General features: G+C 70.1%; 25 protein-coding genes. 9 read left to right on the top strand and 16 right to left on the bottom strand.

Features of this window, described 5'->3' with window-relative positions; all coding sequences use genetic code 11:
• Window positions 1–87: 87 nt before the first annotated feature.
• On the top strand, window positions 88–474 hold the full coding sequence (locus ACFYO0_RS22415; protein ID WP_388678660.1) for an STAS domain-containing protein: 387 nt from the start codon (window positions 88–90) through the stop codon (window positions 472–474).
• Here the strand turns inward: ACFYO0_RS22415 and ACFYO0_RS22410 are convergent.
• Together ACFYO0_RS22410 and ACFYO0_RS22405 are read right to left on the bottom strand one after the other, a co-directional pair.
• A complete protein-coding gene (locus ACFYO0_RS22410) occupies window positions 358–1,374 on the bottom strand; it encodes a sigma-70 family RNA polymerase sigma factor (protein ID WP_388678657.1) in 1,017 nt (338 codons plus the stop codon). The two genes, ACFYO0_RS22415 and ACFYO0_RS22410, sit on opposite strands and share 117 nt — an antisense overlap.
• 379 nt (window positions 1,375–1,753) lie before the next feature.
• Complete coding sequence (locus ACFYO0_RS22405) at window positions 1,754–3,049, bottom strand: MFS transporter (RefSeq protein WP_388678655.1); 1,296 nt, start codon at window positions 3,047–3,049, stop codon at window positions 1,754–1,756.
• Window positions 3,050–3,111: 62 nt separating this feature from the next.
• On the opposite strand from ACFYO0_RS22405, the gene ACFYO0_RS22400 reads away from it, so the two are divergent.
• On the top strand, window positions 3,112–4,065 hold the full coding sequence (locus tag ACFYO0_RS22400; protein ID WP_388678652.1) for a LysR family transcriptional regulator: 954 nt from the start codon (window positions 3,112–3,114) through the stop codon (window positions 4,063–4,065).
• A 163-nt stretch (window positions 4,066–4,228) separates the two neighbouring features.
• On the opposite strand, the gene ACFYO0_RS22395 is transcribed toward ACFYO0_RS22400, so the two are convergent.
• The gene (locus ACFYO0_RS22395) at window positions 4,229–4,990 is read right to left on the bottom strand and encodes an alpha/beta hydrolase (protein WP_388678650.1); all 762 of its coding nucleotides are present in this window, start codon (window positions 4,988–4,990) and stop codon (window positions 4,229–4,231) included.
• Window positions 4,991–5,103: 113 nt separating this feature from the next.
• On the opposite strand from ACFYO0_RS22395, the gene ACFYO0_RS22390 reads away from it, so the two are divergent.
• Together ACFYO0_RS22390 and ACFYO0_RS22385 are read left to right on the top strand one after the other, a co-directional pair.
• Complete coding sequence (locus ACFYO0_RS22390) at window positions 5,104–6,219, top strand: adenosine deaminase (protein WP_388678647.1); 1,116 nt, start codon at window positions 5,104–5,106, stop codon at window positions 6,217–6,219.
• A 168-nt stretch (window positions 6,220–6,387) separates the two neighbouring features.
• Window positions 6,388–6,741 (top strand): ATP-binding protein, encoded by a 354-nt coding sequence (locus ACFYO0_RS22385; RefSeq protein WP_388678645.1) that lies wholly within the window; start codon window positions 6,388–6,390, stop codon window positions 6,739–6,741.
• Window positions 6,742–6,824: 83 nt separating this feature from the next.
• On the opposite strand, the gene ACFYO0_RS22380 is transcribed toward ACFYO0_RS22385, so the two are convergent.
• The 5 genes from ACFYO0_RS22380 to afsQ1 all read right to left on the bottom strand — a co-directional run bounded on the left by ACFYO0_RS22380 (window position 6,825) and on the right by afsQ1 (window position 10,848).
• Window positions 6,825–7,028, bottom strand: a complete 204-nt coding sequence (locus tag ACFYO0_RS22380; RefSeq protein ID WP_033325258.1) for a PspC domain-containing protein — start codon at window positions 7,026–7,028, stop codon at window positions 6,825–6,827.
• 93 nt (window positions 7,029–7,121) lie between these two features.
• Window positions 7,122–7,673: a VanZ family protein gene (locus tag ACFYO0_RS22375; RefSeq protein WP_386351066.1), complete on the bottom strand. Its 552-nt coding sequence runs from the start codon at window positions 7,671–7,673 to the stop codon at window positions 7,122–7,124.
• Between the two features lie 192 nt (window positions 7,674–7,865).
• On the bottom strand, window positions 7,866–8,567 hold the full coding sequence (locus ACFYO0_RS22370; protein WP_388678642.1) for a hypothetical protein: 702 nt from the start codon (window positions 8,565–8,567) through the stop codon (window positions 7,866–7,868).
• Window positions 8,564–10,174, bottom strand: a complete 1,611-nt coding sequence (locus ACFYO0_RS22365) for an ATP-binding protein (RefSeq protein WP_388678640.1) — start codon at window positions 10,172–10,174, stop codon at window positions 8,564–8,566. The genes ACFYO0_RS22370 and ACFYO0_RS22365 overlap by 4 nt, the downstream gene beginning before the upstream one ends.
• Entirely contained in the window at window positions 10,171–10,848 is a 678-nt protein-coding gene (afsQ1, locus tag ACFYO0_RS22360) for a two-component system response regulator AfsQ1 (RefSeq protein WP_128380879.1), read from the bottom strand. The genes ACFYO0_RS22365 and afsQ1 overlap by 4 nt, the downstream gene beginning before the upstream one ends.
• A gap of 276 nt (window positions 10,849–11,124) precedes the next feature.
• Here afsQ1 and ACFYO0_RS22355 point away from each other — a divergent pair, with 276 nt between their 5' ends.
• On the top strand, window positions 11,125–11,883 hold the full coding sequence (locus tag ACFYO0_RS22355; RefSeq protein ID WP_388678637.1) for a SigE family RNA polymerase sigma factor: 759 nt from the start codon (window positions 11,125–11,127) through the stop codon (window positions 11,881–11,883).
• Window positions 11,884–12,153: 270 nt separating this feature from the next.
• Here ACFYO0_RS22355 and ACFYO0_RS22350 read toward each other — a convergent pair whose 3' ends face one another.
• The 4 genes from ACFYO0_RS22350 to deoC all read right to left on the bottom strand — a co-directional run bounded on the left by ACFYO0_RS22350 (window position 12,154) and on the right by deoC (window position 16,186).
• The gene (locus tag ACFYO0_RS22350; protein ID WP_388678635.1) at window positions 12,154–12,798 is read right to left on the bottom strand and encodes a uridine kinase; all 645 of its coding nucleotides are present in this window, start codon (window positions 12,796–12,798) and stop codon (window positions 12,154–12,156) included.
• A gap of 76 nt (window positions 12,799–12,874) precedes the next feature.
• Window positions 12,875–13,786, bottom strand: coding sequence for an aldehyde dehydrogenase family protein (locus ACFYO0_RS22345; RefSeq protein WP_388678633.1), 912 nt, complete (start codon window positions 13,784–13,786; stop codon window positions 12,875–12,877).
• A complete protein-coding gene (locus ACFYO0_RS22340; RefSeq protein WP_388678630.1) occupies window positions 13,776–15,215 on the bottom strand; it encodes an aldehyde dehydrogenase family protein in 1,440 nt (479 codons plus the stop codon). The genes ACFYO0_RS22345 and ACFYO0_RS22340 overlap by 11 nt, the downstream gene beginning before the upstream one ends.
• A gap of 5 nt (window positions 15,216–15,220) precedes the next feature.
• Window positions 15,221–16,186 carry a deoxyribose-phosphate aldolase gene (gene deoC, locus ACFYO0_RS22335; protein WP_388678627.1) on the bottom strand — a complete coding sequence of 322 codons (966 nt, stop codon included), beginning with the start codon at window positions 16,184–16,186 and terminating at the stop codon, window positions 15,221–15,223.
• Between the two features lie 323 nt (window positions 16,187–16,509).
• On the opposite strand from deoC, the gene ACFYO0_RS22330 reads away from it, so the two are divergent.
• Window positions 16,510–17,136 (top strand): PH domain-containing protein, encoded by a 627-nt coding sequence (locus ACFYO0_RS22330; RefSeq protein ID WP_388678624.1) that lies wholly within the window; start codon window positions 16,510–16,512, stop codon window positions 17,134–17,136.
• Between the two features lie 180 nt (window positions 17,137–17,316).
• A complete protein-coding gene (locus ACFYO0_RS22325; protein ID WP_388678621.1) occupies window positions 17,317–18,987 on the top strand; it encodes a hypothetical protein in 1,671 nt (556 codons plus the stop codon).
• A gap of 171 nt (window positions 18,988–19,158) precedes the next feature.
• Here the strand turns inward: ACFYO0_RS22325 and ACFYO0_RS22320 are convergent, their stop codons facing one another.
• From ACFYO0_RS22320 to ACFYO0_RS22310, 3 genes are all read right to left on the bottom strand, one after another.
• Window positions 19,159–20,802, bottom strand: a complete 1,644-nt coding sequence (locus ACFYO0_RS22320) for a phospho-sugar mutase (RefSeq protein ID WP_388678618.1) — start codon at window positions 20,800–20,802, stop codon at window positions 19,159–19,161.
• A 522-nt stretch (window positions 20,803–21,324) separates the two neighbouring features.
• The gene (locus tag ACFYO0_RS22315) at window positions 21,325–22,149 is read right to left on the bottom strand and encodes a purine-nucleoside phosphorylase (RefSeq protein ID WP_388678616.1); all 825 of its coding nucleotides are present in this window, start codon (window positions 22,147–22,149) and stop codon (window positions 21,325–21,327) included.
• Between the two features lie 215 nt (window positions 22,150–22,364).
• A complete protein-coding gene (locus ACFYO0_RS22310; RefSeq protein ID WP_388678613.1) occupies window positions 22,365–22,802 on the bottom strand; it encodes a gamma-glutamylcyclotransferase in 438 nt (145 codons plus the stop codon).
• 96 nt (window positions 22,803–22,898) lie between these two features.
• Here ACFYO0_RS22310 and ACFYO0_RS22305 point away from each other — a divergent pair, with 96 nt between their 5' ends.
• Together ACFYO0_RS22305 and ACFYO0_RS22300 are read left to right on the top strand one after the other, a co-directional pair.
• Complete coding sequence (locus ACFYO0_RS22305; RefSeq protein WP_388678610.1) at window positions 22,899–24,347, top strand: NAD(P)H-quinone dehydrogenase; 1,449 nt, start codon at window positions 22,899–22,901, stop codon at window positions 24,345–24,347.
• 166 nt (window positions 24,348–24,513) lie between these two features.
• The gene (locus tag ACFYO0_RS22300; RefSeq protein ID WP_388678607.1) at window positions 24,514–25,464 is read left to right on the top strand and encodes a DeoR/GlpR family DNA-binding transcription regulator; all 951 of its coding nucleotides are present in this window, start codon (window positions 24,514–24,516) and stop codon (window positions 25,462–25,464) included.
• Window positions 25,465–25,831: 367 nt separating this feature from the next.
• On the opposite strand, the gene ACFYO0_RS22295 is transcribed toward ACFYO0_RS22300, so the two are convergent.
• The coding region (locus ACFYO0_RS22295; protein ID WP_388679460.1) for an acetyl-CoA carboxylase biotin carboxyl carrier protein subunit at window positions 25,832–25,969 on the bottom strand (138 nt) is incomplete at its 5' end.

The raw sequence follows: 25,969 nt of genomic DNA, 5'->3' as shown, positions 1-25,969 counted from the left end.
TTCATGGGGCATACACCAAACCCTCCGGGGTACGCCCTCCCAAGGTCAATGTGACCTTGGACGACGCGACCTCACGCAGGATCGGCGATGAGTTCCGCGCCGCCGCCCGGTCTACCGTTCGTGAACTCCATGACACCCGCCGTACTCGTGCTGCCCGGCTCCGTCACCCGTGATGACGTGCCCCGGCTGTGCGAGGACGTGCGCGCGAGACTGGAGGCCACCGGTGCCGGGGTCTTGGTCTGCGATGTCGCGGGTCTCGGTCCGCCCGGACTGACCACCGTCGACGTACTGGCCAGACTCCAGCTCGCTGCCCGCCGGGCCGGGGGCCGGATACGCCTGCGCGACCCTGACCCTGCGCTACGCGCGCTGCTCGGCCTCGTCGGGATCCGCTTCGAGGTGGAGGGGCAGCCCGAAGAGCGGGAACCACCGCTTCGTGTCGAGGAAACAGTGGAACCCCACGATCCGGCCCCCTGAAATCTCCAGGACCTGAACGGCCCACGGCGTATAGCCGCCGTTCTCCGGATCCGGCTTGTACTGGGCGAAGCCGGGCAGGCCGTTGACCTCGACCGGCACCAGGTGCGAGTTCGCGCAGGGGGCGCCCAGCGTCGTCATGAAGCCCGTGATGTCCTCGGGGCCGCTCAGCCACAGATCGAACGGCGGCATCGTCATCACGGCGTCCTCGTGCAGCAGCGCCGTCAACGCCGTCATGTCGTACCCCTCGAACGCCGCCACATAGCGCTCCAGAAGCTTTTGCTGCTCCTCGTCCAGCGGGTCGGAGACGGCGCCCTCCTCGGCCGCGCCCTCGCGCTCCGCGAGCGTCGCGCGGGCCCGCTGGAGCGCGCTGTTGACCGAGGCGACCGTGGTGTCGAGCAGCTCGGCGACCTCGCTCGCCTTCCAGGCCAGGACCTCGCGCAGGATCAGCACGGCCCGCTGCTTGGGCGGCAGTTGCTGGAGGGCGGCCATGAAGGCGAGGCGCACCGACTCCTTGGCCACCGCCGCCTCTGCCGGGTCGCTGGGGGTGGGTAGTACGCGGTTGTCCGGCATGGGTTCCAGCCAGGTGTTGTCCGGGCGCGGGGTCAGTGCCGCCTGCGCCAGCGGTGTCGAGTCCGTCAGGTCCATGGGGCGGGCTCGCTTGTTGCCCGCCGTCAGCATGTCCAGGCATACGTTCGTCGCGATCCGGTACAGCCACGAGCGCATCGAGGAGCGGCCTTCGAACTTGTCGTAGCTGCGCCAGGCGCGCACCAGTGTGTCCTGCACCGCGTCCTCCGCCTCGAAGGACGAGCCGAGCATGCGGTAGCAGTACCCCGTCAGCTCGACCCGGTGCTTCTCCAGCCGGACATCGAGATCCGCTGCAGTCGCCGTACCGTCGCTCATGGCCAACCCACCCCTGTGGCTCATTCCGTCACGCGCACCTTTGCGCGCCAGCACCTCGGAAGCTACCGCAGCCCACTGACAACGGCCCCCGGACCACACGAAGGACCAGGTCAGGGGGCTCCGCCTCCGGAGAAAATCAGCCCGTCCGGCGTTTGAGGACCGGGTCCGGGGACTGCCCCCGAAACGCAGTCCGGGGGAGCCCCGAGGGGTTTCAGGGCGGAGCCCCGAAGGAGAGCCGGGGCGCAGCGCCAGTGGGGTCCAGGGGCGCAGCCCCTGGTGGGGCTCTGGGCGCAGCCCCAGGGATGGGATGGGTAGGGGCGGCGGGGGCGAAAGACCCCGACGCCGGCCCCGGCACTCAGGGCCCGCGTCAGCGACGGCGTCAGTGCGCCGTCACCAGCCCCCGCCGCGCCTGCACCCGAGCCGCATGCGACCCCAGCACCGTGATCCCCACGACCCCGACCACGGCCAGCAGCCCGAACGCGACCGTCCCGCCCCAGCCCCCCGCGTGGAACGCGATCGCGCCGAGCGTGCTGCCCGCACTGGACCCCACGTAGTACGCGGACTGGTACAGGGCGGAAGCCTGCGCGCGCCCCTGCTTCGCCGTGTGGCTCACCGACGACGAGGCGACCGCGTGGCCCGCGAAGAAGCCCGCCGTGATCAGGACCAGGCCGAGCAGGACCGGCACCAGCGAGTCCGCCAGCGAAAGGAGCAGGCCCGCTGTCGTCGTGCCGCCTGCCAGGTAGAGCGAGCCCCGGCGGCCGAGGCGGCTCACCAGCTTGCCCGCCGTCGACGCCGAGACCGTACCGACCAGGTAGACGAGGAAGATCGAGCCGATGATCCCCTGGGGGAGGGAGAACGGGGCGTCGGTCAGCCGGTAGCCGATCACCGTGTAGACGGCGCCGAACACCGTCATGAACAGCGCACCGATCGCGTACAGCCGACGCAGCAGCGGATTCGAGAGGTGGGCGCGGACCGTGCGGGCCAGCACCCGAGGCCGCAACGAGCCCGCCTTGAAGTGCTTCGGTGCCGGCAGCAGCAGCCGGAACGCGACCGCGCAGGCCACCGCGACGACCCCGATCGTGCCGACGGCGACCCGCCAGCCCCACTCCTGCGCGACCCAGCCGGTGATGACCCGGCCGCTCATACCGCCGACGCTGTTGCCCGCGACGAACAGACCGATCGCGGTGATCAGCGCCTTCGGCCGCACTTCCTCCGCCAGATACGCCGTCGCCGAGGCCGGCAGCCCGGCCAGCGCCGCACCCTGCACCGCCCGCAGCGCGATCAGCGCGCCGACCGACGGGGCGAAGGGAACCAGCAGCCCGACGGTCACCGCGATCCCCAGGGACGCCGTCATGACCGTACGCCGGCCGAAGCGCTCCGACAGCGCGCTCATCGGCAGGACGAACAGCGCCAGCGCGCCGGTCGCCGCCGACACCGTCCAGCTCGCCGCGCTCGCCGTCACCCCGAAGTCGCCGGAGATCAACGGGAGAAGGGCCTGCGTGGAGTAGAGCAGCGCGAAGGTCGCGACACCCGCGAGGAAGAGGGCGAGGCTCATCCGGCGGTAGCCGGGCCCGCCCGGAGCCATGCGGGAGTCGGTGGTGGAAGCGGCGGAAGGTACGGAAACGGTCGAGGCGGCGCCCATGGTGGTGGACGCCTGGGTACTGACGGAAGGCATGCTTCGAACCTAAAGAACGGTCTCTCATCCGTCCAATGCATGGAATCGTCATAATCGTTCCCATGAAGCATCAGCAGAGGTCAGAGCCTCACCTGTCACCATCCAGTGACACAGAAGACATCGTCGCGCTGCTCGCACCACGCCTGACGTACTTCGCGGGAGTGGCCCGCACCGAGCACGTCACACGCGCCGCGCAGGAGATGCAGGTCCCGCAGTCGACTCTGTCCCGCGCCATGGTCCGACTCGAACAGGACCTGGGTGTCGACCTGTTCGCCCGCCGGGGCCGTACGGTCTCGCTCACCTCCGCCGGGCGTACGTTCCTCGGTTCCGTGGAGCGGGCGCTAGCCGAGATCGAGCGCGCGGCCGACGCGGTACGGGCCGACGCCGACGCCACCTCCGGCAAGGTCGCCTTCGGATTTCTGCACACCATGGGCTCCGAAACGGTGCCCGGGCTCATCCGTGCCTTCCGGGCCGACCATCCACGCGTCCGCTTCAGCCTCGTACAGAACTACGGGGAGGCGATGATCGAACGGCTGCGCTCGGGCGAACTGGATCTCTGCCTCACCTCACCGATGCCGAACGCCCCCGACCTGGCGGCCCGCCGCCTAGACGAGCAGAAGCTGCGCCTCGTGGTCCCCGCCGACCACCGCCTCGCCGGCCGCAAGCGCGTCCGCCTGGCCGAGGCCGCCGACGAAACCTTCGTCACCCTGGAACCCGGCTACGGCCTCCGCCGCATCACCGACGACCTCTGCAAGGAGGCCGGCTTCCGCCCCCGAATCGCCTTCGAGGGCGAGGAGGCCGAGACGCTTCGGGGTCTCGTGGCGGCGGGTCTTGGAGTGGCCCTCCTGCCGCCACCGGCCGTACCCCGCCCAGGAGTTGTCGAACTCACGGTCACCGCCCCGCGCGCGGCCCGGGAGATCGGCGTCGCCTGGCTGGAGGGCCACCCGGACACACCACCGGTGGCAGCCTTCAAGAAGTTCCTGCTGTCGAGAAGGGGCAACCTGCTCCCGGACTGACGGTAACTTTCCGAGGCAGGTCCCCCTGGGGCGCGCCTACAAGGGCAGCACGGCTGTATCAACTAGCGGCTCCGCCGCGATGGGGGTCCCCCCGCTCGAGCGGAGCCGAGAGTGGGGGAGCGACAAGCCACAACGGACCCGCACGCGTCCACTACGCCGAGCCCTAACGGCGAAGGGACTTGCCAAAGCCGGAGGCGAGCGGCATCCGCAAGCCCAACGGAGGCGGAGCGGCAAACGCATCCTCCACAGGCCGCGAAAAGCCCCGCCCGAACAACGCCCCCATCACGAAGTCCTCAGCAAGCGCGAGGACTTCCTCCCGATGCTGGGACAGCCCATGCCCATCGGAGTGCACCTCGAACCGGCAGATGTCCCGGTTCGCCTTCTTCGCCCGCGCCGCGAGCCGAAAGGACAACTCCGGATCACTGCGCGCATCCATCGTCCCGTGCACGATCAGCACCCGCCGCCCCCCGAGCTGTTTGACGGGTTCCTCGGCGGCCGCCATATCGTCCTCCGGGAGCCAGGGTGAAAGCGACAGCACGGAGTTGACGGCGGCGTGCCCGGCGGCGTGCAGGGCTGCCCGGCCGCCCATGTCGAGACCGGTGAGACACACGGGCACGTCCCCGTAGCGGCGTACGACCTCGTCGGCGGCCCAGGCGGCATCGTGCGCGAGATGCGCCTCGCTGCCGTTCCAGCCGCGAAACCTGTAGTGCACCACGTGCGCGATCAGCCCGTCCGTACGTCCCGCGCGCGCGAGGCGGCGGCCCAGCGAGCGTACGGAGGCGGTCGCCAGCATCGGTGACGGCCTGCGGGCGGAGGTCTCCTCGCCGCCGGGCAGCAGCAGCACCACGCCGCTCACCGCCGTCGGTTCCGTGCCGAGCGCCCGCCCCAGCCGGGCCCTGCGAACCGGCGTCGCTTGCTGTGCCATGACAGAACATTGTCAGAAGCAACGGTGTACGTCAGTCGTCCGCAGGGTCACCGTTGGGTATCGGCGAATTTCCCGAAGGAGGGCTCTACGCGCGTAGGCGTTAGTATTCGGAAATGACGACCCAGCACCAGCACACTCCCGGTGCGGACCAGATCCGCCGGGCCCCCAAGGTCCTGCTGCACGACCACCTCGACGGGGGCCTGCGCCCCAGGACCGTCGTCGATCTCGCCCGCGAGACGGGCTACACCAACCTCCCCGAGACCGACCCCGACAAGCTCGGCGTCTGGTTCCGCGAGGCCGCCGACTCCGGTTCCCTGGAGCGGTATCTGGAGACCTTCTCCCACACCGTCGGAGTCATGCAGACGCGCGACGCCCTCGTCAGGGTCGCCGCCGAGTGCGCCCAGGACCTCGCCGAGGACGGCGTCGTCTACGCCGAGGTGCGGTACGCGCCCGAGCAGCACCTGGAGCAGGGGCTCACCCTCGAAGAGGTCGTCGAAGCCGTCAACGAGGGCTTCCGGGAAGGCGAGCGGCGCGCCCGCGAGAGCGGCCACCGGATCCGCGTAGGCGCCCTGCTGACCGCCATGCGGCACGCGGCCCGCGCCCTGGAGATCGCCGAACTCGCCAACCGCTACCGCGACGTGGGTGTGGTCGGCTTCGACATCGCGGGCGCCGAGGCCGGCTACCCGCCCACCCGCCACTTGGACGCCTTCGAGTATCTGAAGCGGGAGAACAACCACTTCACGATCCACGCCGGCGAAGCCTTCGGGCTGCCCTCCATCTGGCAGGCCCTCCAGTGGTGCGGCGCCGACCGGCTCGGCCACGGCGTACGCATCATCGACGACATCCATGTCGCCGGCGACGGCGCCGTGAAGCTCGGCCGCCTCGCCTCGTACGTGCGCGACAAGCGCATCCCGCTGGAGCTGTGCCCCAGCTCCAACCTGCAGACGGGCGCCGCCGACTCCTACGCCGAACACCCCATCGGGCTGCTTCGACGGCTTCATTTCCGCGCGACCGTGAATACGGACAACAGGTTGATGTCGGGCACCAGCATGAGCCGGGAATTCGAGCACCTTGTCGACGCCTTCGGTTATTCGCTCGACGACATGCAGTGGTTCACAGTCAATGCGATGAAATCAGCATTCATTCCTTTCGATGAACGGCTGGCGATGATCAATGACGTGATCAAGCCCGGCTATGCGGAGCTGAAGTCCCAGTGGCTGTTCCAGTAGACCGCGTCGACCAGCGGTTCTGTGGTCAAGGGGAGCTGATCGGGTAGTAGGGAAAGCGGCCGTGCGACTGTCGCCCCGGCCGCTTTTCGATGTTTGCGGGGCGTTCTTCCACGTGACTACGGTTTCGAACCGCTCGAAACCCGTCACAGCGCAAGGACGAAGTCGAAAATGAAGCAGTCTGCTGTCAAGACCCTCGGTGTCGCCGCTCTCGGTGCAGCCTTCGCCGCCGTCGGCGCGGGTGCCGCCAACGCGGCCCCGGCCGTGCCCGACCCCACCGGGACCTTGGGCACCGTCACCTCGGTAGTGCCTCTGGGCCAAGCCGCCCAGACGCTGCCCGCCGGCGGTCTGAGCACCACCCAGCCGGCCACAGAGGGCGTCCTGCCCGCGGACCCGACCGCGCTGCCCGCTGACCCGGCCGCGCCGGTCACGGACGTGGCCGGTACCGCCCCCGGCACGGAGCTGCTCGGCGGCCTGCCGCCCCAGATGCCCGCGGCCGGCCTGCCGGGGCTTCCCGCGGTCTGAGTCCGCACATGCACGCACCGATGGGGCGCCTCCTCCAATCCGGGGGGCGCCCCATCGGCGTACGTGCATGTGGGGTGCGTGGATCACCAGGCCGTACGAGCCGCCTTCCCCTCCGAGGGGAACAGGATCCACAGCGCTATGTAGAGCAGGAACTGCGGACCCGGCAGCAGACAGGACACCAGGAAGATCACGCGCATCGTGGTCGCGGAGGTACCGAAGCGCCGTGCCAGCGCAGCGCACACTCCGCCGATCATCCGGTCGTTCGTGGGGCGGGCAAGGCGGTTCATCACGGCTCCTTCGTGAGAGGTGGTCCGAGGCCTCCCCTGTGGCTGCCTCATCTGCCTTCCACGCTACGAGCACGAAGGGGGCAAAGCGTCGCTCTACGGGGCGATCCCGACCCTGGGAATCGTCGGGGTCCGACCCTGAGCCGCTTCCTCCCGATGGAGGGCGGCCCGGCGCCGCGTCTCGGTCCGGCGGCGCAGCTTCGCGCGTGCGGCAGGGACGAACGCCATATGGGCCAGGGCCACTCCCACGGTGTTGAGCAGCAGCGAGTCGACGTCCACGACCTGGCCGGGGACCCCGGTCTGCAGGAGCTCGATGCCCATGGAGAGCAGGGCGCCGGCGGCGACCGTACGGAGCAGGGACAGCAGGGGGGAGGCGGCAAGCCTGCCGCCGGCCATGGGCAGCAGTACGCCGAGCGGAGCGAGCAGCAGCAGGCCCTTGCCGATATTGCGGGCCGCCGCCTCGGGGCCCAGCGCCAGATCGGCTCTGATACTCGCGAACGGACGCAGGTTCGCGGCGCTCACCCACGGCACGTCCAGGGGACGCAGCGTGAGCCAGGCGACGAGCGCGAGATGTGCGACGAGAAGAACACCTCCCGCCGCACGGATGCGGATCGCGGCGCTGCCGCCGTTTGAGCCTTGACGCTGCACGACCCCCAAGACGCGGCCTTCGGCAGGATCGGTTCCGTGTGTCGCAAGGGCTTGCCTCACACGGGTGAGGCGTCCGCCACGTCCACGCCGAGCGCTGTGCTGGAAGCAGGTGAGAACCTTCGGGCCGGTGGGGGCTGGTCGCGCCCCGCCGTGGAGCCGCATATGTCACAGCCCCGCGCCCCTACGGGGCGCTCAGGGCCGGCCGACCTCCGTCGACGGCGGGGACTGGGTGCCCGGCCTGGAGAGGACCTCCGGCGTGCACTCGTAGCGGCGTACGGGGTCCTTGCCGGGGCCGCCTAGGATCACCGCCCCGCCGTCGGAGGCCGCGGCCGAGGCGCTGAAGGTGCAGATGAGCTGGGCCAGGGCGTACGAGGTGAGCGCGGCGGGTTCGGTGCTGAGCCGGAGCGCGCCCTTCGGGTCCTCGGGGCGCGGTTCGCCGACCGTCATGCCTTCCTGGACGTCCGTCGTGTAGCCCGCCTGCCGCTCGGTGTCCGTCGGTTCCGCGGCGAGCTGGTCGAGGAGCGCCTGCGCGGCCTGTCCGCGGTCCATTTCCGTGTTGCCGTCGGTGACGCGCACGATTCGGTCGACCCGCACCAGTTGCGAGGAACACAGCATGAAGACCTGGACGAGGATCCCGCCCGATGACTGCGTACCGAGATCCGGCCCACTCGCCGTACAGGACAACCGGGACGGCGCGGGCCCGAACTCTGTCGGCACCTCCGTCGGCCGGATCCCGCATCCGGCGAGCGCCACGGCGAGCAACGGCACGGTGAGCAGGGCGGAACGCAACCGTCGTACGCCGCCTGAGCCGCGTACGCCGCCTGAGCCGCGTACGCCGCCTGAGCCGCGTACGCCGCCTGAGCCGCGTAGGCCCCCTGAGCCGCGTACGGTCATCGCGCCTCCCCCTTGGAGCCGTTGCCCTCTCGGGACTTGCCGTTCTTCGTCCGGGTTCCCCGGCCCGACCGGTCCTGCCCGTCCTCCTGGTCCGTCAGGACCGAGGCGTCCTGCGGCAGCCTCAGGGTGAACACAGCGCCCGACTGGGAGTTGGCGGCGGTGAGCTCGCCGCCGTGGATGTGCGCGTTCTCCAGGGCGATGGACAGGCCCAGGCCGCTGCCCTCGGAGCGCGGGCGGGAGGCGCTCGCCTTGTAGAAGCGGTCGAAGACGTGCGGGAGGACCTCCTCGGGGATGCCGGGGCCGTGGTCCTGCACCTCGATGAGCACGTCGTCCCCCTCCTCGCGCACGGACACGCGTACCGGGGAGCCGCCGTGCTTGAGGGCGTTGCCGATCAGGTTCGCCAGGATCACGTCCAGGCGGCGCGGGTCGAGACGCGCGGTGATGCCGCGCTCGGCGTCCAGCTCCACCGCGTCCAGCCAGGCGCGCGCGTCGATGCACGCCGTGATCTGGTCGGCTATGTCGACATCGTCCAGGACAAGCCGGGCCGTGCCCGCGTCGAAGCGGGTGACCTCCATGAGGTTCTCCACGAGGTCGTTCAGGCGCCGCGTCTCGCTGACGACGAGGCGTACGGCGGGCTCGATCATCGGGTCCACGCTGCCGGTCTCCGCGTCGAGCTCCTCCTCAAGGACCTCGGTCACGGCCGTGATCGCGGTCAGCGGTGTCCGCAGTTCGTGCGACATGTCCGCCACGAAGCGGCGGGAGGCCTCATCGCGCGCGCTCATGTCCGCGACCCGTTTCTCCAGAGCCTCCGCGGCACGGTTGAAAGTCCGTGACAGATCGGCGAGTTCGTCCGTGCCCGACACCCGCAGCCGGGTGTCCAGCTTGCCCTCGCCGAGCCGCCGGGCCGCCGTGCCGAGGCGGTGCACCGGCTTGAGCACGGTCGTCGCGGCGGCCTGCGCGAGCAGCGCCGAACCGATCAGCGCCAGCCCGGTCGCGATACCCAGCGACCAGGCAAGGGAGTTGAGGTCCTCGGCCTCCGGCTCCAGGGACTTGAGCATGTAGCCGGTCGGCCCGCCGCCGATCACCTTCGCGCCGCCCACCAGATACGGATGGTCGCCGTCGAGGATCCGCTGCCAGTACAGGTGGTACGGCTGTTTGTTGCCCGAGGTGACCTCCTGCTCCCTGTTCACCGCCTTCTGGAGGGACTTCGGCACGTCGTCCAGGGAGAAGTCGTCCAGATCGGAGTTGCCGACGACGGTCTGCCCCGCCTCGTCCTCGGCGATCAGCAGCACACTGAACCCCTGCGGGCTGTTCGCCATCTGGCGTGCGACGCCTTCCAGGTCGTCCTGCGTCGGATGCATCGCCAGGGCGCTCGCGCGGCTCTGCATCTCCTGCTGGAAGTCGCGCAGCACCGCGTCCTGCGTACGGGTCAGCACGGCCTCGCGGTTGAGCCAGTACGCGATACCCGACGCCGAAACCGCCGCGGTGAGCGCGACGAGCCCGAACACGACGACCAGACGCAGTCGCAGGCTCGTGAACCGCAGCCCCGCCAGTATCGTCCTGCGCGCCGCGGCCCAGCCGCGGAGCTTGCCCTGCGCTTGTGTCACTGAGGACTGTCCAGCCGGTATCCCACGCCGCGCACGGTACGGATGAGCGTGGGCGAGGAGGGCACGTCCTCCACCTTCGCGCGCAGCCGCTGCACACAGGCGTCGACGAGCCGCGAGTCACCGAGGTAGTCGTGCTCCCAGACCAGACGCAGCAACTGCTGGCGGGACAGCGCCTGTCCGGGCCGGCGGCTGAGCTCCAGGAGCAACCGCAGCTCGGTGGGCGTCAGTTGGAGATCCTCGCCGTTCTTGGTGACCGTCATCGCGGCGCGGTCGATCACCAGGCTGCCGAACGTCGCCGAGTCGTTGGCCTCCCGTTCGCCACGTCGCAGCACGGCCCGGATCCGGGCGTCCAGCACCCGCCCCTGCACCGGCTTGACGACATAGTCGTCGGCCCCCGACTCCAGCCCGACCACCACGTCGATGTCGTCACTGCGGGCGGTGAGCAGGATGATCGGCAGCTGGTCCGTGCGCCGGATGCGCCGGCACACCTCGAACCCGTCGATGCCGGGCAGCATCACATCCAGCACGATCAGGTCCGGCCGCTGCTCGCGCAACAGCTTCAGACCGTCCTCGCCGGTGGCAGCGGTGGCCACACGGTGCCCCTGGCGCGTCAGCGACAGCTCCAGGGCCGTACGGATGGCGTCGTCGTCCTCGATCAGCAACAGGGAAGGCACGGACGTCATTCTGTCCCATGACATGGCGCCGTATCGACTCCTGGAGCGCTCCCACACATCTCACCCATAGGAGTGACCGTCCGAGATACCGGATGAGTAGCCGTACGACGCTTCTCTGTGATCAACCTGTGCTGTGCCCGGGCCCCGTCCCTGTTGCACGCCTGTGACAGTCGGCTGACACCGTCATGAAGTCGCGTAGGCAAGCTTCTCGGCACAGGCAAGGAAGCACCACAGAGCGGTACCGAGAGACCGGAACTCCACGACGGGGGGCGCGAGATGAACACGCTGCACAGCACCAGCACTAGCGCGGTCGCAGTTGTCACGCGTCTTCACGACGTCGCACGCAACACCGAGAAGTCCGGTGCCGTGAGCGGGCGGGGGTGCGCTCGCGGCACCGGGCGTCAGCACACCGGGTCGTACATGACGGTGGTTGACGCACATCTGGTGGGGGGCAACGGGGGAACGCACGGGGGATCCACGTACGGGGAGGGCTCGGGGGAGCGTCGTTCGGTGTCGGAGGCGGAGTTCACCGCCTACGTCCAGGAGCGCCGCGCCTCCCTGTACGCAACCGCCTACCACCTGACCGGCGACCGCTTCGAGGCCGAGGACCTGCTGCAGAGCGCGCTGTTCTCGACGTACAAGGCATGGGACCGGATCAGCGACAAGGCCGCGGTCGGGGGCTACCTCCGTCGCACCATGACCAACCTGCACATCAGCGCGTGGCGCCGCCGCAAGCTGAACGAGTACCCGACCGAGGAGCTGCCGGAGACGGCCGGCGACACGGACGCGATGCGCGGCACCGAGCTGCGCGCCGTCCTGTGGCAGGCGCTCGCCCGGCTGCCCGAACTCCAGCGCACCATGCTGGTCCTGCGCTACTACGAGGGCCGCACGGACCCGGAGATCGCGGAGATCCTCGACATCAGTGTCGGCACGGTGAAGTCCAGCATCTGGCGGTCGCTCCGTCGGCTGCGCGAGGACGAGGTCCTCAGCTTCGGCCGTGACGAGGAGGAGTCCTTCGGGGAGCTTGTCGCCTGACAGGCCCGCCGAGGGCAACGGGGGAAAGAAAGTACGGGGGAAGCACGGGGGAAGCACGGGGGCTGTTCGTCACTCTGGGGGGAGGCGGCGGACAGGGCAATGGGGGAGCACCGCAGGGGGGACCACGGGGTCAACGGGGGACCACGGGGGATCACAGGGAAAAGGGAGCGGGACTGGAGGGCCGGGGGGTCCATCCGGTCCCGCTTTTTCCTTTTTTGCGCCTAAACCGGCGCCGCTCTCGCGGACGTGGTTTCTCGCCGTCGGGGTCCCTCAATTGATGGTTGCGGTGTTCTTCGCCGTCACACACCGCCCGGCCGCGGCAGCCGTCAGCCGACCCATCGCCTCGTCCCGGTCGCACGCGTACGCGCCCAGGGATGTCTGGCGGGACACGATGGAGCGTTCGGCGCGCATCAGGCGCCAGCCGCGGCGGAGCAGGAACGGGACGGACTTGCGGCCCTCCTTGAGGTCCCGCAGAAAACGGCGGCGGAACGTCCGCACCGGGCCCCGGCTCAGGCACAGCGCGTCCGCCAGCACACCGAGTTCCTGGCAGCGTCCGACGATCTCGGCGGCGAAGACGCCCTCCGCGATGAACAGCGGGGTCCTGCCGATGTCGACGGTCTCCTCGCCGGTACGGGCGCTGAGGGAGATGTCGTACACGGGAACCTTCGTACGCCCCTTGTGGCACAGCTCGGCGATCGCCTCGACGGCCGTGTCCGCGTCCCAGGACAGCGGATGGTCCCAGTCGACGTCCGAACTGCCCGCCACCTGCGGCAGCGTCGGATCGTCGCCCTCCTTGTAGAAGTCGTCGAGCCGCAGCACCGGAAGGCCGGACCGGGCCGCGAGAAGAGACTTGCCGGAACCGGAGGGGCCGCACAGCAGCACGACCCGGGTGGGTATCGGGGGATGGGAACTCACGAGGTACCAGTGTGCGGCATCGAGAGCTCCCTGCCGATACCCGGGTCGGCAGGGAGAACGCGGCACGTGTCAGAACTCAGTACGCCGAGCCTGAGGCGCCCAGTGATCCCGTCGGATGCCAGACCGTCTTCGTCTCCAGGAAGAACGTCAGGCGGTCCGTGCCCGGGGCCGCGGAGAAGTCCACAGGCTGGGGACGGCGTACGCGTTTCAGGTTGTCCGCGGCTGCGATCTCCAGTTCCTTCGCGAGTACGTCGTCGGTGCCGGCCAGGTCGATCGCATTGACGTCCTGGTGGGCGGCGAGCGGGGGCGCGATTTCGGCCGTGCGGCCGGAGAGGACGTTGACCACGCCGCCGGGGAGGTCGGAGGTGGCCAGGACCTCGCCGAGGGAGAGGGCCGGGAGCGGCGACTTCTCGGACGCCACCACGATCGCCGTGTTGCCCGTCGCGATCACCGGGGCGACCACGGAGACCAGGCCCAGGAAGGACGACTCCTGGGGGGCGATGACCGTCACCACGCCCGTCGGCTCAGGCGTCGACAGGTTGAAGAACGGGCCTGCCACCGGGTTTCCGCCGCCGACCACCTGCGCGATCTTGTCGGTCCAGCCCGCGTACCAGACCCAGCGGTCGATCGCGGCGTCGACCTGGGCTGCCGCCTTCGACTTCGACAGGCCCTCGGCCTCCGCGACCTCGCGGACGAACTGCTCCTTGCGGCCCTCCAGCATCTCAGCGATGCGGTAGAGGATCTGGCCGCGGTTGTACGCCGTGGCGCCGGACCAGGGCCCGAACGCCTTGCGCGCGGCGACCACCGCGTCACGGGCGTCCTTACGGGACGAAAGGGGCGCGTTCGCCAGCCACTTGCCCTTCGAGTCGCTCACCTCGTACACCCGGCCGCTCTCGGAACGCGGGAACTTTCCGCCCACGTACAGCTTGTAGGTCTTGAACACCGACAGTCGACCCGCGGCGGAGCCGCTAGTTGATTCAGCAGACATCGAGGTACGCCTCCAGGCCGTGACGACCGCCCTCGCGGCCGAAGCCCGACTCCTTGTAGCCGCCGAACGGCGAGGTCGGGTCGAACTTGTTGAACGTGTTGGACCAGACGACGCCGGCGCGGAGCTTGTTCGCCACCGCGAGGATGCGGGAGCCCTTCTCCGTCCAGATGCCGGCGGAGAGGCCGTACTGGGTGTTGTTGGCCTTGGCGACGGCCTCTTCCGGCGTGCGGAAGGTGAGGACGGACAGCACCGGGCCGAAGATCTCGTCGCGTGCGATGGTGTGCGCCTGAGTGACGTTCGTGAAGAGCGTCGGGGCGAACCAGTAGCCGGAGGACGGCAGTTCGCAGGCGGGGGACCAGCGCTCGGCGCCCTCCGCCTCGCCCTGCTCGGTGAGCGCGGTGATACGGGCCAGCTGTTCGGCGGAGTTGATCGCGCCGATGTCGGTGTTCTTGTCGAGGGGGTCGCCCAGGCGCAGGGTCGACAGGCGGCGCTTCAGGGAGTCCAGCAACTCGTCGTGGATCGACTCCTGGACCAGGAGACGGGAGCCCGCGCAGCAGACCTGGCCCTGGTTGAAGAAGATGCCAGTGACGATGCCCTCGACGGCCTGGTCGATGGGGGCGTCGTCGAAGACGATGTTGGCGCCCTTGCCGCCGAGTTCGAGGGTGAGTTTCTTACGGGTGCCCGCGACGGTCCGCGCGATCTCCTTGCCGACGGCCGTCGAGCCGGTGAAGGCGACCTTGTTGACGTCTTCGTGCGCGACCAGCGCGGCGCCTGTGTCGCCGTATCCCGGAAGGATGTTGACGACGCCCTTGGGCAGGCCCGCCTGACGGCAGATGTCCGCGAAGAACAGCGCCGACAGGGGGGTCGTCTCGGCGGGCTTCAGGACCACCGTGTTGCCGGTCGCGAGGGCCGGGGCGATCTTCCACGCCAGCATCAGGAGGGGGAAGTTCCAGGGGATGACCTGGCCCGCGACGCCCAGGGGCTGCGGGTTCGCGCCGAAGCCGGCGTGGTCCAGCTTGTCCGCCCAGCCCGCGTAGTAGAAGAAGTGCGCGGCGACCAGGGGGAGGTCGGCGTCGCGCGTCTCCTTGATGGGCTTTCCGTTGTCCAGCGTCTCCAGGACGGCCAGTTCGCGGCTGCGCTCCTGGATGATGCGGGCGATGCGGAAGAGGTACTTGGCGCGCTCGGAGCCGGGCAGCGCGGACCACTTCTCGAAGGCCTTACGGGCGGCCTTCACCGCACGGTCGACGTCCGCCTCGCCCGCCTGGGCGACCTCGGAGAGGACCTCTTCGGTGGAGGGCGAGATCGACTTGAAGACCCTGCCGTCCGCCGCCTCGGTGAACTCGCCGTCGATGAACAGGCCGTACGAGGGCGCGATGTCGACGACGGACCGGGACTCGGGGGCCGGCGCGTACTCGAATACGGAAGCCATGATGATCAATCCACCGTCACGTAGTCGGGGCCGGAGTAACGGCCGGTGGCCAGCTTCTGGCGCTGCATCAGCAGGTCGTTCAGGAGGGAGGACGCGCCGAAACGGAACCAGTGGTTGTCCAGCCAGTCCTCGCCCGCCGTCTCGTTGACCAGGACCAGGAACTTGATCGCGTCCTTGCTGGTGCGGATGCCGCCCGCGGGCTTCACCCCGACCTGTACCCCGGTCTGCGCGCGGAAGTCGCGTACGGCCTCCAGCATGAGCAGGGTGTTCGCGGGCGTCGCGTTGACGGCGACCTTGCCGGTCGACGTCTTGATGAAGTCGGCACCCGCAAGCATGCCGAGCCAGGAGGCGCGCCGGATGTTGTCGTACGTCGACAGCTCGCCGGTCTCGAAGATGACCTTCAGGCGGGCGCTCGTCCCGCAGGCCTCCTTCACGGCGATGATCTCGTCGTACACCTTCATGTAGTTCCCCGCGAGGAACGCACCCCGGTCGATGACCATGTCGACCTCGTCCGCCCCGGCCTTGACGGCATCGCGTACGTCGGCCAGCTTCACGCCGATCGCGGCACGCCCTGCCGGGAAGGCGGTGGCGACGGAGGCTACCTTCACGCCGGAGCCCGCGACGGCTTCCTTTGCGGTGGCCACCATGTCGGGGTAGACGCAGACGGCCGCCGTGGTGGGGGTCGTACGGTCCGTGGGGTCGGGGTGGACGGCCTTGGCGCCGAGCGCCCGGACCTTGCCCGGGGTGTCCGCGCCTTCCAGTGTCGTCAGGTCGACCATGGAGATGGCGAGGTCGATGGCGTACGCCTTCGCCGTGGTCTTGATGGAACGGGTGCCGAGCGAGGCGGCGCGCGCCTCCAGGCCGACCGTGTCGACGCCGGGCAGCCCGTGGAGGAAGCGGCGCAGCGTGCTGTCGGACGCGGTTGCGTCGCCGAGTGCGTGTGCGGCTGGTGCTGTGGTGGGCATGGTCACGAGGGGAGCATATCTACGCGCGTAGCAGCTGTACAGCCCTCGAGCCTTTCCCGGCGCTCATCGAGGGCTCGCCGCGAGTTCATCGAGTGCTTGGCGACCGCGGATGAGCGCTGTCAGAGGCGTCGGGCAGAATCGGGAGCATGACGACCCCGGACCATCAGCCACCCCGACCGGACTCCTCGGGCTCCTCGGAGTTCCCGGAGACTCCGGATGCTCCGGGCTCTTCGGGTTCCCAGGGCTCTTCGGATTCGCCGGATGCCCAGGGCATGCCTGAGTCGCCGGCATCGTCGGATTCTCCTGGCTCACCGGAACCCACGCCGTCCATGCCGCCCTCGCGGCCCTCGGGTCCGGAGTCCAGGGACCGGATCTACCGGTCGCCCGCGGCCATCGCGGGCGGTGTCCTGCTGCTCGCCATCGCGGGCTGGCTCGGTATCGACGCGCTGATCGTGGGCAAGGGCCGGACGCCGTGGCTGGCGCTCGCGGGGCTCATCCTCTTCGTCCCGCTGGTCGTCGCCTTCACCCTGCGCCCGGCCGTCTTCGCGAACGACGACAGGCTGCGCATCCGCAACCCCTTCCGCGTGATCGTGCTGCCCTGGGGCACGGTCGAGGCCCTGCGCTCCGGCTACTCGAACGAGGTGCTCGACAAGTCCGGCACCAAGTACCAACTGTGGGCGATACCCGTCTCGCTGCGCGCCCGCAAGAAGGCGGCGCGGCAGCAGGCCCGCGCCGACAAGGAGGGCGGCGAGATCCGTCCGTCGCGGATGCCGGAGCCGACCGGGCCCGTGCGCGCGCACGCCGACCAGATCATGGATGAGCTGCGTGAGCTGGTGGTAGCGCGTGGACCGGACAAGCGGGCGCAGGGTGAGCCGTCGGTGCGATGGGCCTACGAGATCGTGGCGCCGGCGCTGGCCGGTGCGGTGCTGCTGGCCATTCTGCTGGCGATGGGGTGACCGCTCGGGCCGCCTCAGGGCCCTGATGCGGTACCCAACACCCCGGATCTTGAGGAGATGGGCGCTTTGGGCCGTACGAGAGGGTGGTGGCTGCCTTCGCCGTCCGGGGGTCCCGTCAAGGGGCCCCCGACACCACCGGTCCAGGCGTCACCGGCGTAGCCACGCACCGAGGGAGTAGATGTGTCGTACGACGAGCCTCTGCGGCTGCCCGCCACGGCGATACCCGAGGGCTGCCGGGACTGGACGGCAGGGCAGGCCGGGGTCTGGTCGGCGGCGCTGCCGCCGCGCTGGACGTTCCTGCGCGTACGCAGGTCGGTCGCGGCCGGAGTGACCACCTTCGCGCTGTGCGCGGGCGGCTGGGCCGTGGTGCTCGGTGGTCTTTGGCCGTTGCTCGCGGCGGCGTTCGCGGTGTACGTCCTGTGGGTGCTCGCCCGCCCCGAGCTCGTCTGGGCCGGGGCGCCCGCGCTGCTCCTCGCGCTCGCTTTCCAGGCACCGTCGCAGCCGTGGGCGGTGACCGCGCTCTTCGTGCTCGTCGTGGCGGCCTGCTGGGCGGTGGTGGCCGTACGCCTGCGGGCCCGGAGCGCGCAGTACGAGCGGGCGCTGGAGGCAGCCGAGGGCATCACGGCGTGGCTGCCGGACGCGGAGGAACCGGTGCGGCGCGGCAGCTTCCTGCGCAACCTCGGCCTCGTGGTCCTCGCCCTCGGCGTGCTGACCGGTGCCACCTCCGGCCTCTGGGGCTCGGCCGCCGACCGCCAAGGCGCCTGGGCAGCCGCCTTCTTCGTGGCCGGCCTCGGCGCGACCGCCCTGGCCTCGGCCTGGTTCGGCCGTCACCGGGCCGTCGAACTGCGCCGGGAACCCGCACCGGTACTGCGCGTCCTGGTGCGCGACGACGTGGAAGGCGGCACGGAGGTCTACGCCGCGGACGACGTCCGGGCCATCCGCCCCCTGTTCACGGTCGACCTGACCTCGTTCGACGATGACGATGACGATGACGAGGACGACGATGCCGAAGCCGAAGGGGCGGAGACCGAGGACGACGACGAGGAGGAGCTCGAGCGGCTCCTGGAGGTCGTGGACGCCGACACCCCGGGCCCGGTCCGCGAAGCCGTCCTCTTCGGTGCGCCCTTCGACGGCGCCGAGGTCCTCGTCCTCAGCGCCGACGTGGACCCGGCCCAGCCTCCGCTGATCGAGTGGTCGACGGGACCCGTACGCCCGTTGTCGCTGAGCGCGGGGCGGCGGCGTATCGAGCGGGCCAAGGCCCGGGAGGCGCAAAGTCGCCAACTGGAGGAGCAAGCAAGGGAGTTGGCCGGGACCCAGCCGCCCGTCGCAGTGCGTCGCTGGCATGCCGGGTGGCTCGACTGGCTGGCCGCCGCGCTGCTGGTGGCCTGGGGCGTCTGGCTCTGCTGGGCCTGGTTCACCGAATCCGGCACCGCCATGTGGAAGCTCGCCCTGGTCGTCGTACTGGGCGTCTACGGCGCGGTCCGCGTCCCCGTGAAACTGGCCTGGCGCATCACCGCCGACCGCACGGGCCTATGGGTCACCGGCCTGCGCGGACCCCAGCACGTCCCCTGGGAGGACCTCCGCTCCGTACGCCGCCAGCGCTTCGAACTCAAGCTGCGCTGGCGCGGCGACAACTGGACTGTCGCCGCACCCCACTGGGGCTGGCTGGAGCGCACCCGCGGCCTGGTACACCCGTATGACGCCCTGGCCGCCGAACTCAGCGCGATGCGCACGGATCCCGCGCTGCGGCCCACGGGGGAGAGCACGGCTCCCGAACGCGGGCGCCCGCTGTGGCCGCTGGCGGTCGTGCTGGCGCTGGGGTGGGTGGCTGCGGTGATGGCGCTGAGGTGAGCGCGCTGGCTGCTCGGGGTGCGCTCCGCATCGGACGGCAGGGCGCACGCTGTGGCGGTTGGCGCCGCACCAAATCGTGCGTCGGCCACGCCCATTGAGCCTGCGTGGACACCTCCTCCTCGGATCCCACGATCCGACCCTCAAGCGATTGTCGGTAGACGCCCGTGTGCGTCAGATACCCGCGGCCGCCGACAGGTCCCGCTTGATGGTCGTCAGGAGAGCCGTCGCCTTCTTGCGGGCCGTGGGCAGGTCGGTGTGCGAAGCGACCGGGATGACGACTTCCAGGTAGCACTTCAGCTTTGGCTCCGTGCCGCTGGGGCGGACGATGACGCGGGCGCCGTCGAGCGTGTAGCGCAGGCCGTCCGTGGGCGGGAGCTTGTCCGTGCCCTTCGTCAGGTCCTCGGACTTCGTGATCGCCAGTCCGGCGAGGTGGGTGGGCGGCTGTTCGCGGAGGCGGCGCATCGCGTTCGCGATCAGGGAGAGGTCGTCCACGCGGACGGAGAGCTGGTCGGTGGCGTGCAGGCCGTGTTCCACGGCGAGGTCGTCGAGGAGGTCGAGGAGGGTCCTGCCCTGCTCCTTGAGCTCCGAGGCCAGTTCCGTGATCAGCAGGGCCGCCGTGATGCCGTCCTTGTCCCGTACGCCCTCGGGGTCCACGCAGTAGCCAAGGGCCTCCTCATACCCGTAACGCAGGCCCTCCACCCGGGCGATCCACTTGAAGCCCGTCAGGGTCTCCTCATACGGGAGCTGCGCCTTCTCCGCGATACGGCCGAGGAGAGAGGACGACACGATCGACTCCGCGAAGGTGCCGCGGGCGCCGCGCTTCACAAGGTGGGCGGCGAGGAGGGCGCCGACCTCGTCACCGCGCAGCATGCGCCAGTCGCCGCCGTCCTCGACGGCCACGGCGCAGCGGTCGGCGTCCGGGTCGTTCGCGATGATCAGGTCCGGGTTCGCCTCGCGGGCCTTCGCGAAGGCCAGGTCCATCGCGCCCGGTTCCTCCGGGTTCGGGAAGGCGACCGTGGGGAAGTCCGGGTCCGGTTCCGCCTGTTCGGCGACGAGGACGGGCTCCGGGAAGCCCGCGCGGGCGAAGGCGGCGAGGAGGGTGTCCTTGCCGACGCCGTGCATCGCCGTGTAGACGGTGCGGGCGGTTCGGGGGGAGCTCTCGGCGAGTACGGCGTCCGTACGGGCGAGGTAGGCGTTGAGGACGCTGTCGTCGCCTTCGTCGGCGAGGATCTGCCAGCCTCCGGCCGGACGCGGTACGTCGTTCAGGCTCGCGATCGCCTCGATCTCCGCGGCGATCTCGGCGTCCGCCGGGGGGACGATCTGGGAGCCCTCACCGAGGTAGACCTTGTAGCCGTTGTCGCGCGGCGGGTTGTGGCTGGCGGTCACCTCCACGCCCGCGACCGCGCCGAGGTGCCTGATGGCGAAGGCGAGGACCGGGGTGGGGAGGGGGCGGGGGAGCACGGCTGCCCTCAGGCCCGCGCCCGTCATCACCGCGGCGGTGGCGCGGGCGAAGTCCTCCGACTTGTGGCGGGCGTCGTAGCCGATGACGACCAGGCCGTTCTCCCGGCCCTTGCCCTTGAGATACGCGGCGAGGCCCGCGGCGGCTCGGATGACCACCGCGCGGTTCATCCGCATGGGGCCGGCGCCGAGTTCGCCTCTGAGGCCCGCGGTGCCGAACTGGAGGGTGCCGGTGAATCGTGCGGTGAGCTCCGCTTCGTCCCTGGCGTCGATCAGCCTGGTGAGTTCGTCCCTGGTCTCCGGGTCGGGGTCTTCGGCCAACCACGCCTTGGCCTTCGCGACGAGTTCATCCTGCACGGGGGTCAACCTCTTTCTCTGGTTCCTAGTCGGCCTGGTGCGGGTGGGTGGGGGAGGGTTTCTTTCCCCAGCCCCGCCCCTTCCCGAAACCGGAGGCTGCCGCCCCCAGGTCCCTGCCCCGGCGGGTGGGGTGCTCACCGCGGGTGGGCGGGTTCGTGGGCGGAGTGGGACCTACCGGGGGTGGGGCGCCTACCGGGGCGGGGTGTTGGGATCGAGTGCGGCTGCCAGTCCGTCGTGGCTGGCCGCGCCCACGGGCGGAGCCCAAATCGATACAGCCCCGCGCCCCTGACGGAGCGCTCCCGGAGCCGTCAGTCACCATGCTCACCAGCCGGCACGTGCCCGCAGCCTCCCACCGGCCCACGGCCCCGACCCACCACGAACCAGGGGCGCGGGGCTGTGACATCAGCGGCTCCGGCACGATGGGGGTCCCCCGCTCGAGCGAATTCGAGAGTGGGGGAGAAGCCGAGAGTGGGCGAGCGACCAGCCACAACGCACCCGCACAAAAACAACGAACCCAAAGGTTCAGATTCGATCCAGCACCTGCGTCAACAACGCCCCCATCCGCGCAGCCGAATCCCGCCCCGCCTGCAGAACCTCCTCATGGTTCAGCGGCTCCCCAGTCATCCCGGCAGCAAGATTCGTGACCAGCGAAATGCCCAGCACCTCCGCCCCCGCCTCCCGCGCAGCGATGGCTTCCAGAACCGTCGACATCCCCACCAGATCCGCCCCGATGACCCGAGCCATCCGAATCTCCGCCGGCGTCTCGTAGTGCGGCCCGGGGAACTGCGCGTACACCCCCTCCTCCAAAGACGCGTCGATCTCCTTGCACAGGGCGCGCAGCCGACGCGAGTAGAGATCCGTCAGGTCGACGAAGTTGGCGCCGACGATCGGCGACGTGGCCGTGAGGTTGATGTGGTCGCTGATGAGCACCGGCTGACCGGGCCGCATCCCCTCGCGGAGCCCCCCGCAGCCATTGGTCAGCACAACCGTCTTGCACCCGGCGGCGACGGCGGTGCGCACGCCGTGCGCGACGGCGGCGACACCGCGCCCCTCGTAGAAGTGGGTGCGGCCGAGAAAGACGAGCGCCCGCTTGTCGCCCAAGCGGTACGAGCGGATCCTGCCGCCGTGACCCTCGACCGCCGGCGGGGGGAACCCGGGCAGCTCGGTGACCTGGAGGTCGGCCTCGGGGGCACCGAGGGCGTGCACGGCCGGTGCCCAGCCGGAGCCCATCACCAGCGCGACGTCGTGGGTCTCGGCGCCCGTGAGCTCGCGCAGGCGCGAGGCGGCGGCGTCGGCGGCGGCGTAGGGGTCGCCCTGGATGTCGTCCGGAAGAAGAGAAGCGTTCACGCGATGAGGGTAGCTGGTGAATGCCTACGCGCGTAGATGCTGAGGGTCACAGGTTCGCGATCGTTGCCTTTGTCCTTGTCCTTGTCGTTGTCTTCTCTGAGCCGACGCAGCCCGGGAACGCATACCTCGCACCCTCGAAGGAATCTGCTGCCGCACTGGCCCCGCACCCAAAGAACCAACGCCCGGAACAAACGCCCGGAACCAACGCCCCTGAATCAACAGGGCCGCTTCCGCAGCTCCATCACATAGTCGTGCGGCGCCCCCGCCGACTCCGCCGCGTCCGCGATCTCCCCCAGATAGCGCGCCGAAGGCAGTCCGCCCTCATAGCCGTTCAGCACGTACACCCACGCCGGCTCCTCGCCCTCCAGCGTGTGCACACGGACCCGCATCCGCCGGTATATGTCGAGCCCGACGCCCTCCCAGCGGTCCAGGGAGTCCTCGTCGAGTGGAGCGACGTCGTACAGCGCGACGAACACCTGCGAGCGCGGCGCCTCCGCAATGGTCACGAGCGCGCCCTCCCAGCCCATGTGCTCGCCGCCGAAGGTCAGCCGCCAGCCGTTGAGCCACCCCGTGGCGCGCAGCGGCGAATGCGGGGCCCGGCGCGTCATGAGCCGCGGGTCGAGATTGCCGGCGTATGCGGCGTAGAGCGACATGGGGTTGAGGGTACGGCAGCGACGCGCGGGCCTCTCCTGTAACAGGGGCACCCGGAGCAGGCCCCCGGGCGGAAGCACCGTGGGGCGTACGGGACAATGGAGTACGTGACTCGGATCGTGATCATCGGTGGCGGACCCGGCGGATACGAGGCGGCCCTGGTGGCCGCCCAACTCGGCGCGGAGGTAACCGTCGTCGACTGCGACGGCCTGGGCGGTGCGTCGGTGCTCACCGACTGCGTGCCGTCGAAGACACTGATCGCGACCGCCGAGGTGATGACCACTTTCGACTCCTCGTACGAGGAACTCGGCATCATTGTGGCCGACGACACACCGCACATCGACACGCCCGCCCGGGTGGTCGGAGTCGATCTCGGCAAGGTCAACCGCCGGGTGAAGCGGCTCGCGCTCGCCCAGTCGCACGACATCACCGCATCCGTGACGCGGGCGGGGGCGCGAGTCATGCGCGGTCGTGGGCGGCTCGACGGTCAGCAGGCCCTGGACGGGTCCCGGAAGGTCGTGGTGCGGGTCGCGGACGGCAGCGAGGAGACGCTCGTCGCCGATGCCGTGCTCATCGCCACCGGTGGACATCCCCGTGAGCTGCCCGACGCGCAGCCGGACGGTGAGCGGATCCTGAACTGGACCCAGGTGTACGACCTCGACGAGCTGCCCGAGGAGCTCATCGTGGTCGGTTCCGGTGTCACCGGCGCCGAGTTCGCCGGTGCCTATCAGGCGCTCGGGTCGCGGGTCACGCTCGTATCCAGCCGTGATCGTGTGCTGCCGGGTGAGGACCCCGATGCCGCGGGCGTGCTGGAGGACGTGTTCCGGCGGCGTGGCATGAACGTCCTGGCGCGCTCGCGTGCCCAGTCCGCCAAGCGCGTGGGCGACCGGGTCGAAGTGACGCTGGCCGACGGTCGCGTCATCACCGGCTCGCACTGTCTGATGGCCGTCGGCGCCATCCCGAACAGCCATGGCATGGGGCTCGAAGGGGCCGGCGTCAAGGTGAAGGACTCCGGGCACATCTGGACGGACAAGGTGTCCCGGACAACGGCTCCGGGGGTGTACGCGGCCGGTGACGTCACCGGAGTCTTCGCGCTCGCCTCCGTGGCGGCGATGCAGGGCCGTATCGCCATGTACCACTTCCTCGGTGACGCGGTCGCCCCGCTGAACCTGAAGACCGTGTCCTCGAACGTCTTCACCGACCCCGAGATCGCGACCGTCGGCTACTCGCAGGCGGACGTCGACGGCGGCGTCATCGACGCCCGGGTCGTGAAGCTGCCGCTGCTGCGCAATCCGCGCGCCAAGATGCAGGGCATCCGGGACGGCTTCGTGAAGATCTTCTGCCGGCCGGGCACCGGGATCGTCGTCGGCGGTGTGGTCGTCTCGCCGCGCGCCTCGGAACTGATCCATCCGATCTCGATCGCGGTCGACAACAACCTGACCGTCGAACAGATCGCGAACGCCTTCACCGTGTACCCATCCCTTTCGGGCTCGATCGCCGAGGTGGCGCGTCAGCTGCACACCCGGAAGACCGAGCTCGACGCCTGAGGCCGGAAGTAACTCCTGGCTGGTCACGGGGAGTTGCCGCTTCTTCGTACGGCGTGGACAGCTGGAGCGGGTGCGTATACCACTTTCCGTGCTGCCGTGCGAACAACTTCTGTTATTCGGCGCAAACTGCTGAAAGCAGACGGTCGTTGGGGTTACTGTCAGTTTCGTGTTCGCTGCAGAACGTCGCCAATTGATCCTCGAAATGGTGCGAGCGAACGGGGCCGTGTCGCTCCGTGAGCTCGCCCGCGTCGTCCAGACCTCTGAAGTGACCGTACGGCGGGACGTGCGCGCACTGGAGGCAGAAGGACTCCTCGACCGCCGGCATGGCGGTGCGGTATTGCCGGGCGGGTTCACGCGGGAGTCCGGCTTTCCGCAGAAGTCACATCTCGCGACCGCCGAGAAGACGGCCATCGCCGATCTCGCCGCGAGTCTCGTCGAAGAGGGCGAGGCCATCGTGGTCGGGGCGGGCACCACCACGCAGGAGCTGGCCCGTCGGCTCGCGCGGGTGCCCGGGCTGACCGTCGTCACCAACTCCCTCCTGGTGGCTCAGGCATTGGCCCACGCCAACCGCGTCGAGGTCGTGATGACCGGCGGCACCCTGCGCGGTTCCAACTACGCCCTCGTCGGCAGCGGGGCCGAGCAGTCCCTCCAAGGGCTGCGGGTCTCCCGGGCCTTCCTGTCCGGGAGCGGACTGACCGCCGAGCGCGGCCTGTCCACCTCCAACATGCTGTCGGCCAGCGTGGACAGGGCGCTGGTGCAGGCCGCCGCGGAAGTCGTCGTCCTCGCCGATCACACCAAGCTCGGCACCGACACGATGTTCCAGACGGTGCCGACGGATGTGATCACGCGCCTGGTCACGGACGAGCCGCCCGCGCATGACGACCGCGCGGCCACCGAGTTGCAGGCCCTGGCCGACCAGGGCGTGCAGATCGCTGTTGCCGGCTCGGGCGGTGCGGGACCGGCGGGGCGGCAGCCGCCCCGCCGGGATGTGCCGCTTCCCAGTCCGCGTCGGGGTCAAGTCCCGGGTGGGGGGCCGCAGTTGCGGAGCACCGCGGCGGTTCTTGGGGACCAGCCCCAGGGCGAGCGGGCGCGGGTTGCGGATATGCGCCGGCGTTGACGCCTTGACGCCTTGACGGCGGCTTCCGGGGTGGGTGGTTCGGGGCTCGCTGCCGCTGCGGATGCGTTGTGGCTGGTCGCGCCCCGCGGCGGAGCCACTGATGTCGCAGCCCCGCGCCCCTGAGTTCGTTGGGGGTCGGGGCCGCGGGCCGGTGCGTCAGCCCGTCAGAACCTACGCGACGGGCATGCGACGCATCGGTCCACGGCCCCTCCCGCCGGTGGGAGAGTGCGGGAGGGTTGGGCGTTGCGTTTCCGGGAGCGCCCCCTCAGGGGCGCGGGGAACTGCGCGACCAGCCACGATGGACCCGCAGTCGCCCGCGCACCCAAACCACCAGCCCGGTAGGCGCCCCGCCCGACCGCCGGAGGCCTCAGTCCTTGATCTCGCAGATCGCCGCACCAGACGTGATCGACGCGCCGATCTCCGCGGTCAAGCCCTTGATGGTGCCTGAGCGGTGGGCGTTCAGGGGTTGTTCCATCTTCATGGCCTCCAGGACGACGATCAGGTC

Origin of the sequence: Streptomyces sp. NPDC006365, from assembly GCF_042870755.1 — a bacterium.
GTDB classification, from domain to species: domain Bacteria; phylum Actinomycetota; class Actinomycetes; order Streptomycetales; family Streptomycetaceae; genus Streptomyces; species Streptomyces xiangluensis.
This window is presented reverse-complemented; position numbering and strand designations above follow the sequence as displayed.

What these genes read in the sequence shown, in the direction of transcription:
- ACFYO0_RS22415 (WP_388678660.1), top strand. Translation starts at nt 88, where the DNA reads ATGAGTTCCGCGCCGCCGCCCGGTCTACCGTTCGTGAACTCCATGACA.
- ACFYO0_RS22410 (WP_388678657.1), bottom strand. Translation starts at nt 1,374, where the DNA reads ATGAGCGACGGTACGGCGACTGCAGCGGATCTCGATGTCCGGCTGGAG.
- ACFYO0_RS22405 (WP_388678655.1), bottom strand. Translation starts at nt 3,049, where the DNA reads ATGCCTTCCGTCAGTACCCAGGCGTCCACCACCATGGGCGCCGCCTCG.
- ACFYO0_RS22400 (WP_388678652.1), top strand. Translation starts at nt 3,112, where the DNA reads ATGAAGCATCAGCAGAGGTCAGAGCCTCACCTGTCACCATCCAGTGAC.
- ACFYO0_RS22395 (WP_388678650.1), bottom strand. Translation starts at nt 4,990, where the DNA reads ATGGCACAGCAAGCGACGCCGGTTCGCAGGGCCCGGCTGGGGCGGGCG.
- ACFYO0_RS22390 (WP_388678647.1), top strand. Translation starts at nt 5,104, where the DNA reads ATGACGACCCAGCACCAGCACACTCCCGGTGCGGACCAGATCCGCCGG.
- ACFYO0_RS22385 (WP_388678645.1), top strand. Translation starts at nt 6,388, where the DNA reads ATGAAGCAGTCTGCTGTCAAGACCCTCGGTGTCGCCGCTCTCGGTGCA.
- ACFYO0_RS22380 (WP_033325258.1), bottom strand. Translation starts at nt 7,028, where the DNA reads ATGAACCGCCTTGCCCGCCCCACGAACGACCGGATGATCGGCGGAGTG.
- ACFYO0_RS22370 (WP_388678642.1), bottom strand. Translation starts at nt 8,567, where the DNA reads ATGACCGTACGCGGCTCAGGGGGCCTACGCGGCTCAGGCGGCGTACGC.
- ACFYO0_RS22355 (WP_388678637.1), top strand. Translation starts at nt 11,125, where the DNA reads ATGAACACGCTGCACAGCACCAGCACTAGCGCGGTCGCAGTTGTCACG.
- ACFYO0_RS22345 (WP_388678633.1), bottom strand. Translation starts at nt 13,786, where the DNA reads ATGTCTGCTGAATCAACTAGCGGCTCCGCCGCGGGTCGACTGTCGGTG.
- ACFYO0_RS22340 (WP_388678630.1), bottom strand. Translation starts at nt 15,215, where the DNA reads ATGGCTTCCGTATTCGAGTACGCGCCGGCCCCCGAGTCCCGGTCCGTC.
- ACFYO0_RS22330 (WP_388678624.1), top strand. Translation starts at nt 16,510, where the DNA reads ATGCCGCCCTCGCGGCCCTCGGGTCCGGAGTCCAGGGACCGGATCTAC.
- ACFYO0_RS22310 (WP_388678613.1), bottom strand. Translation starts at nt 22,802, where the DNA reads ATGTCGCTCTACGCCGCATACGCCGGCAATCTCGACCCGCGGCTCATG.
- ACFYO0_RS22305 (WP_388678610.1), top strand. Translation starts at nt 22,899, where the DNA reads ATGGAGTACGTGACTCGGATCGTGATCATCGGTGGCGGACCCGGCGGA.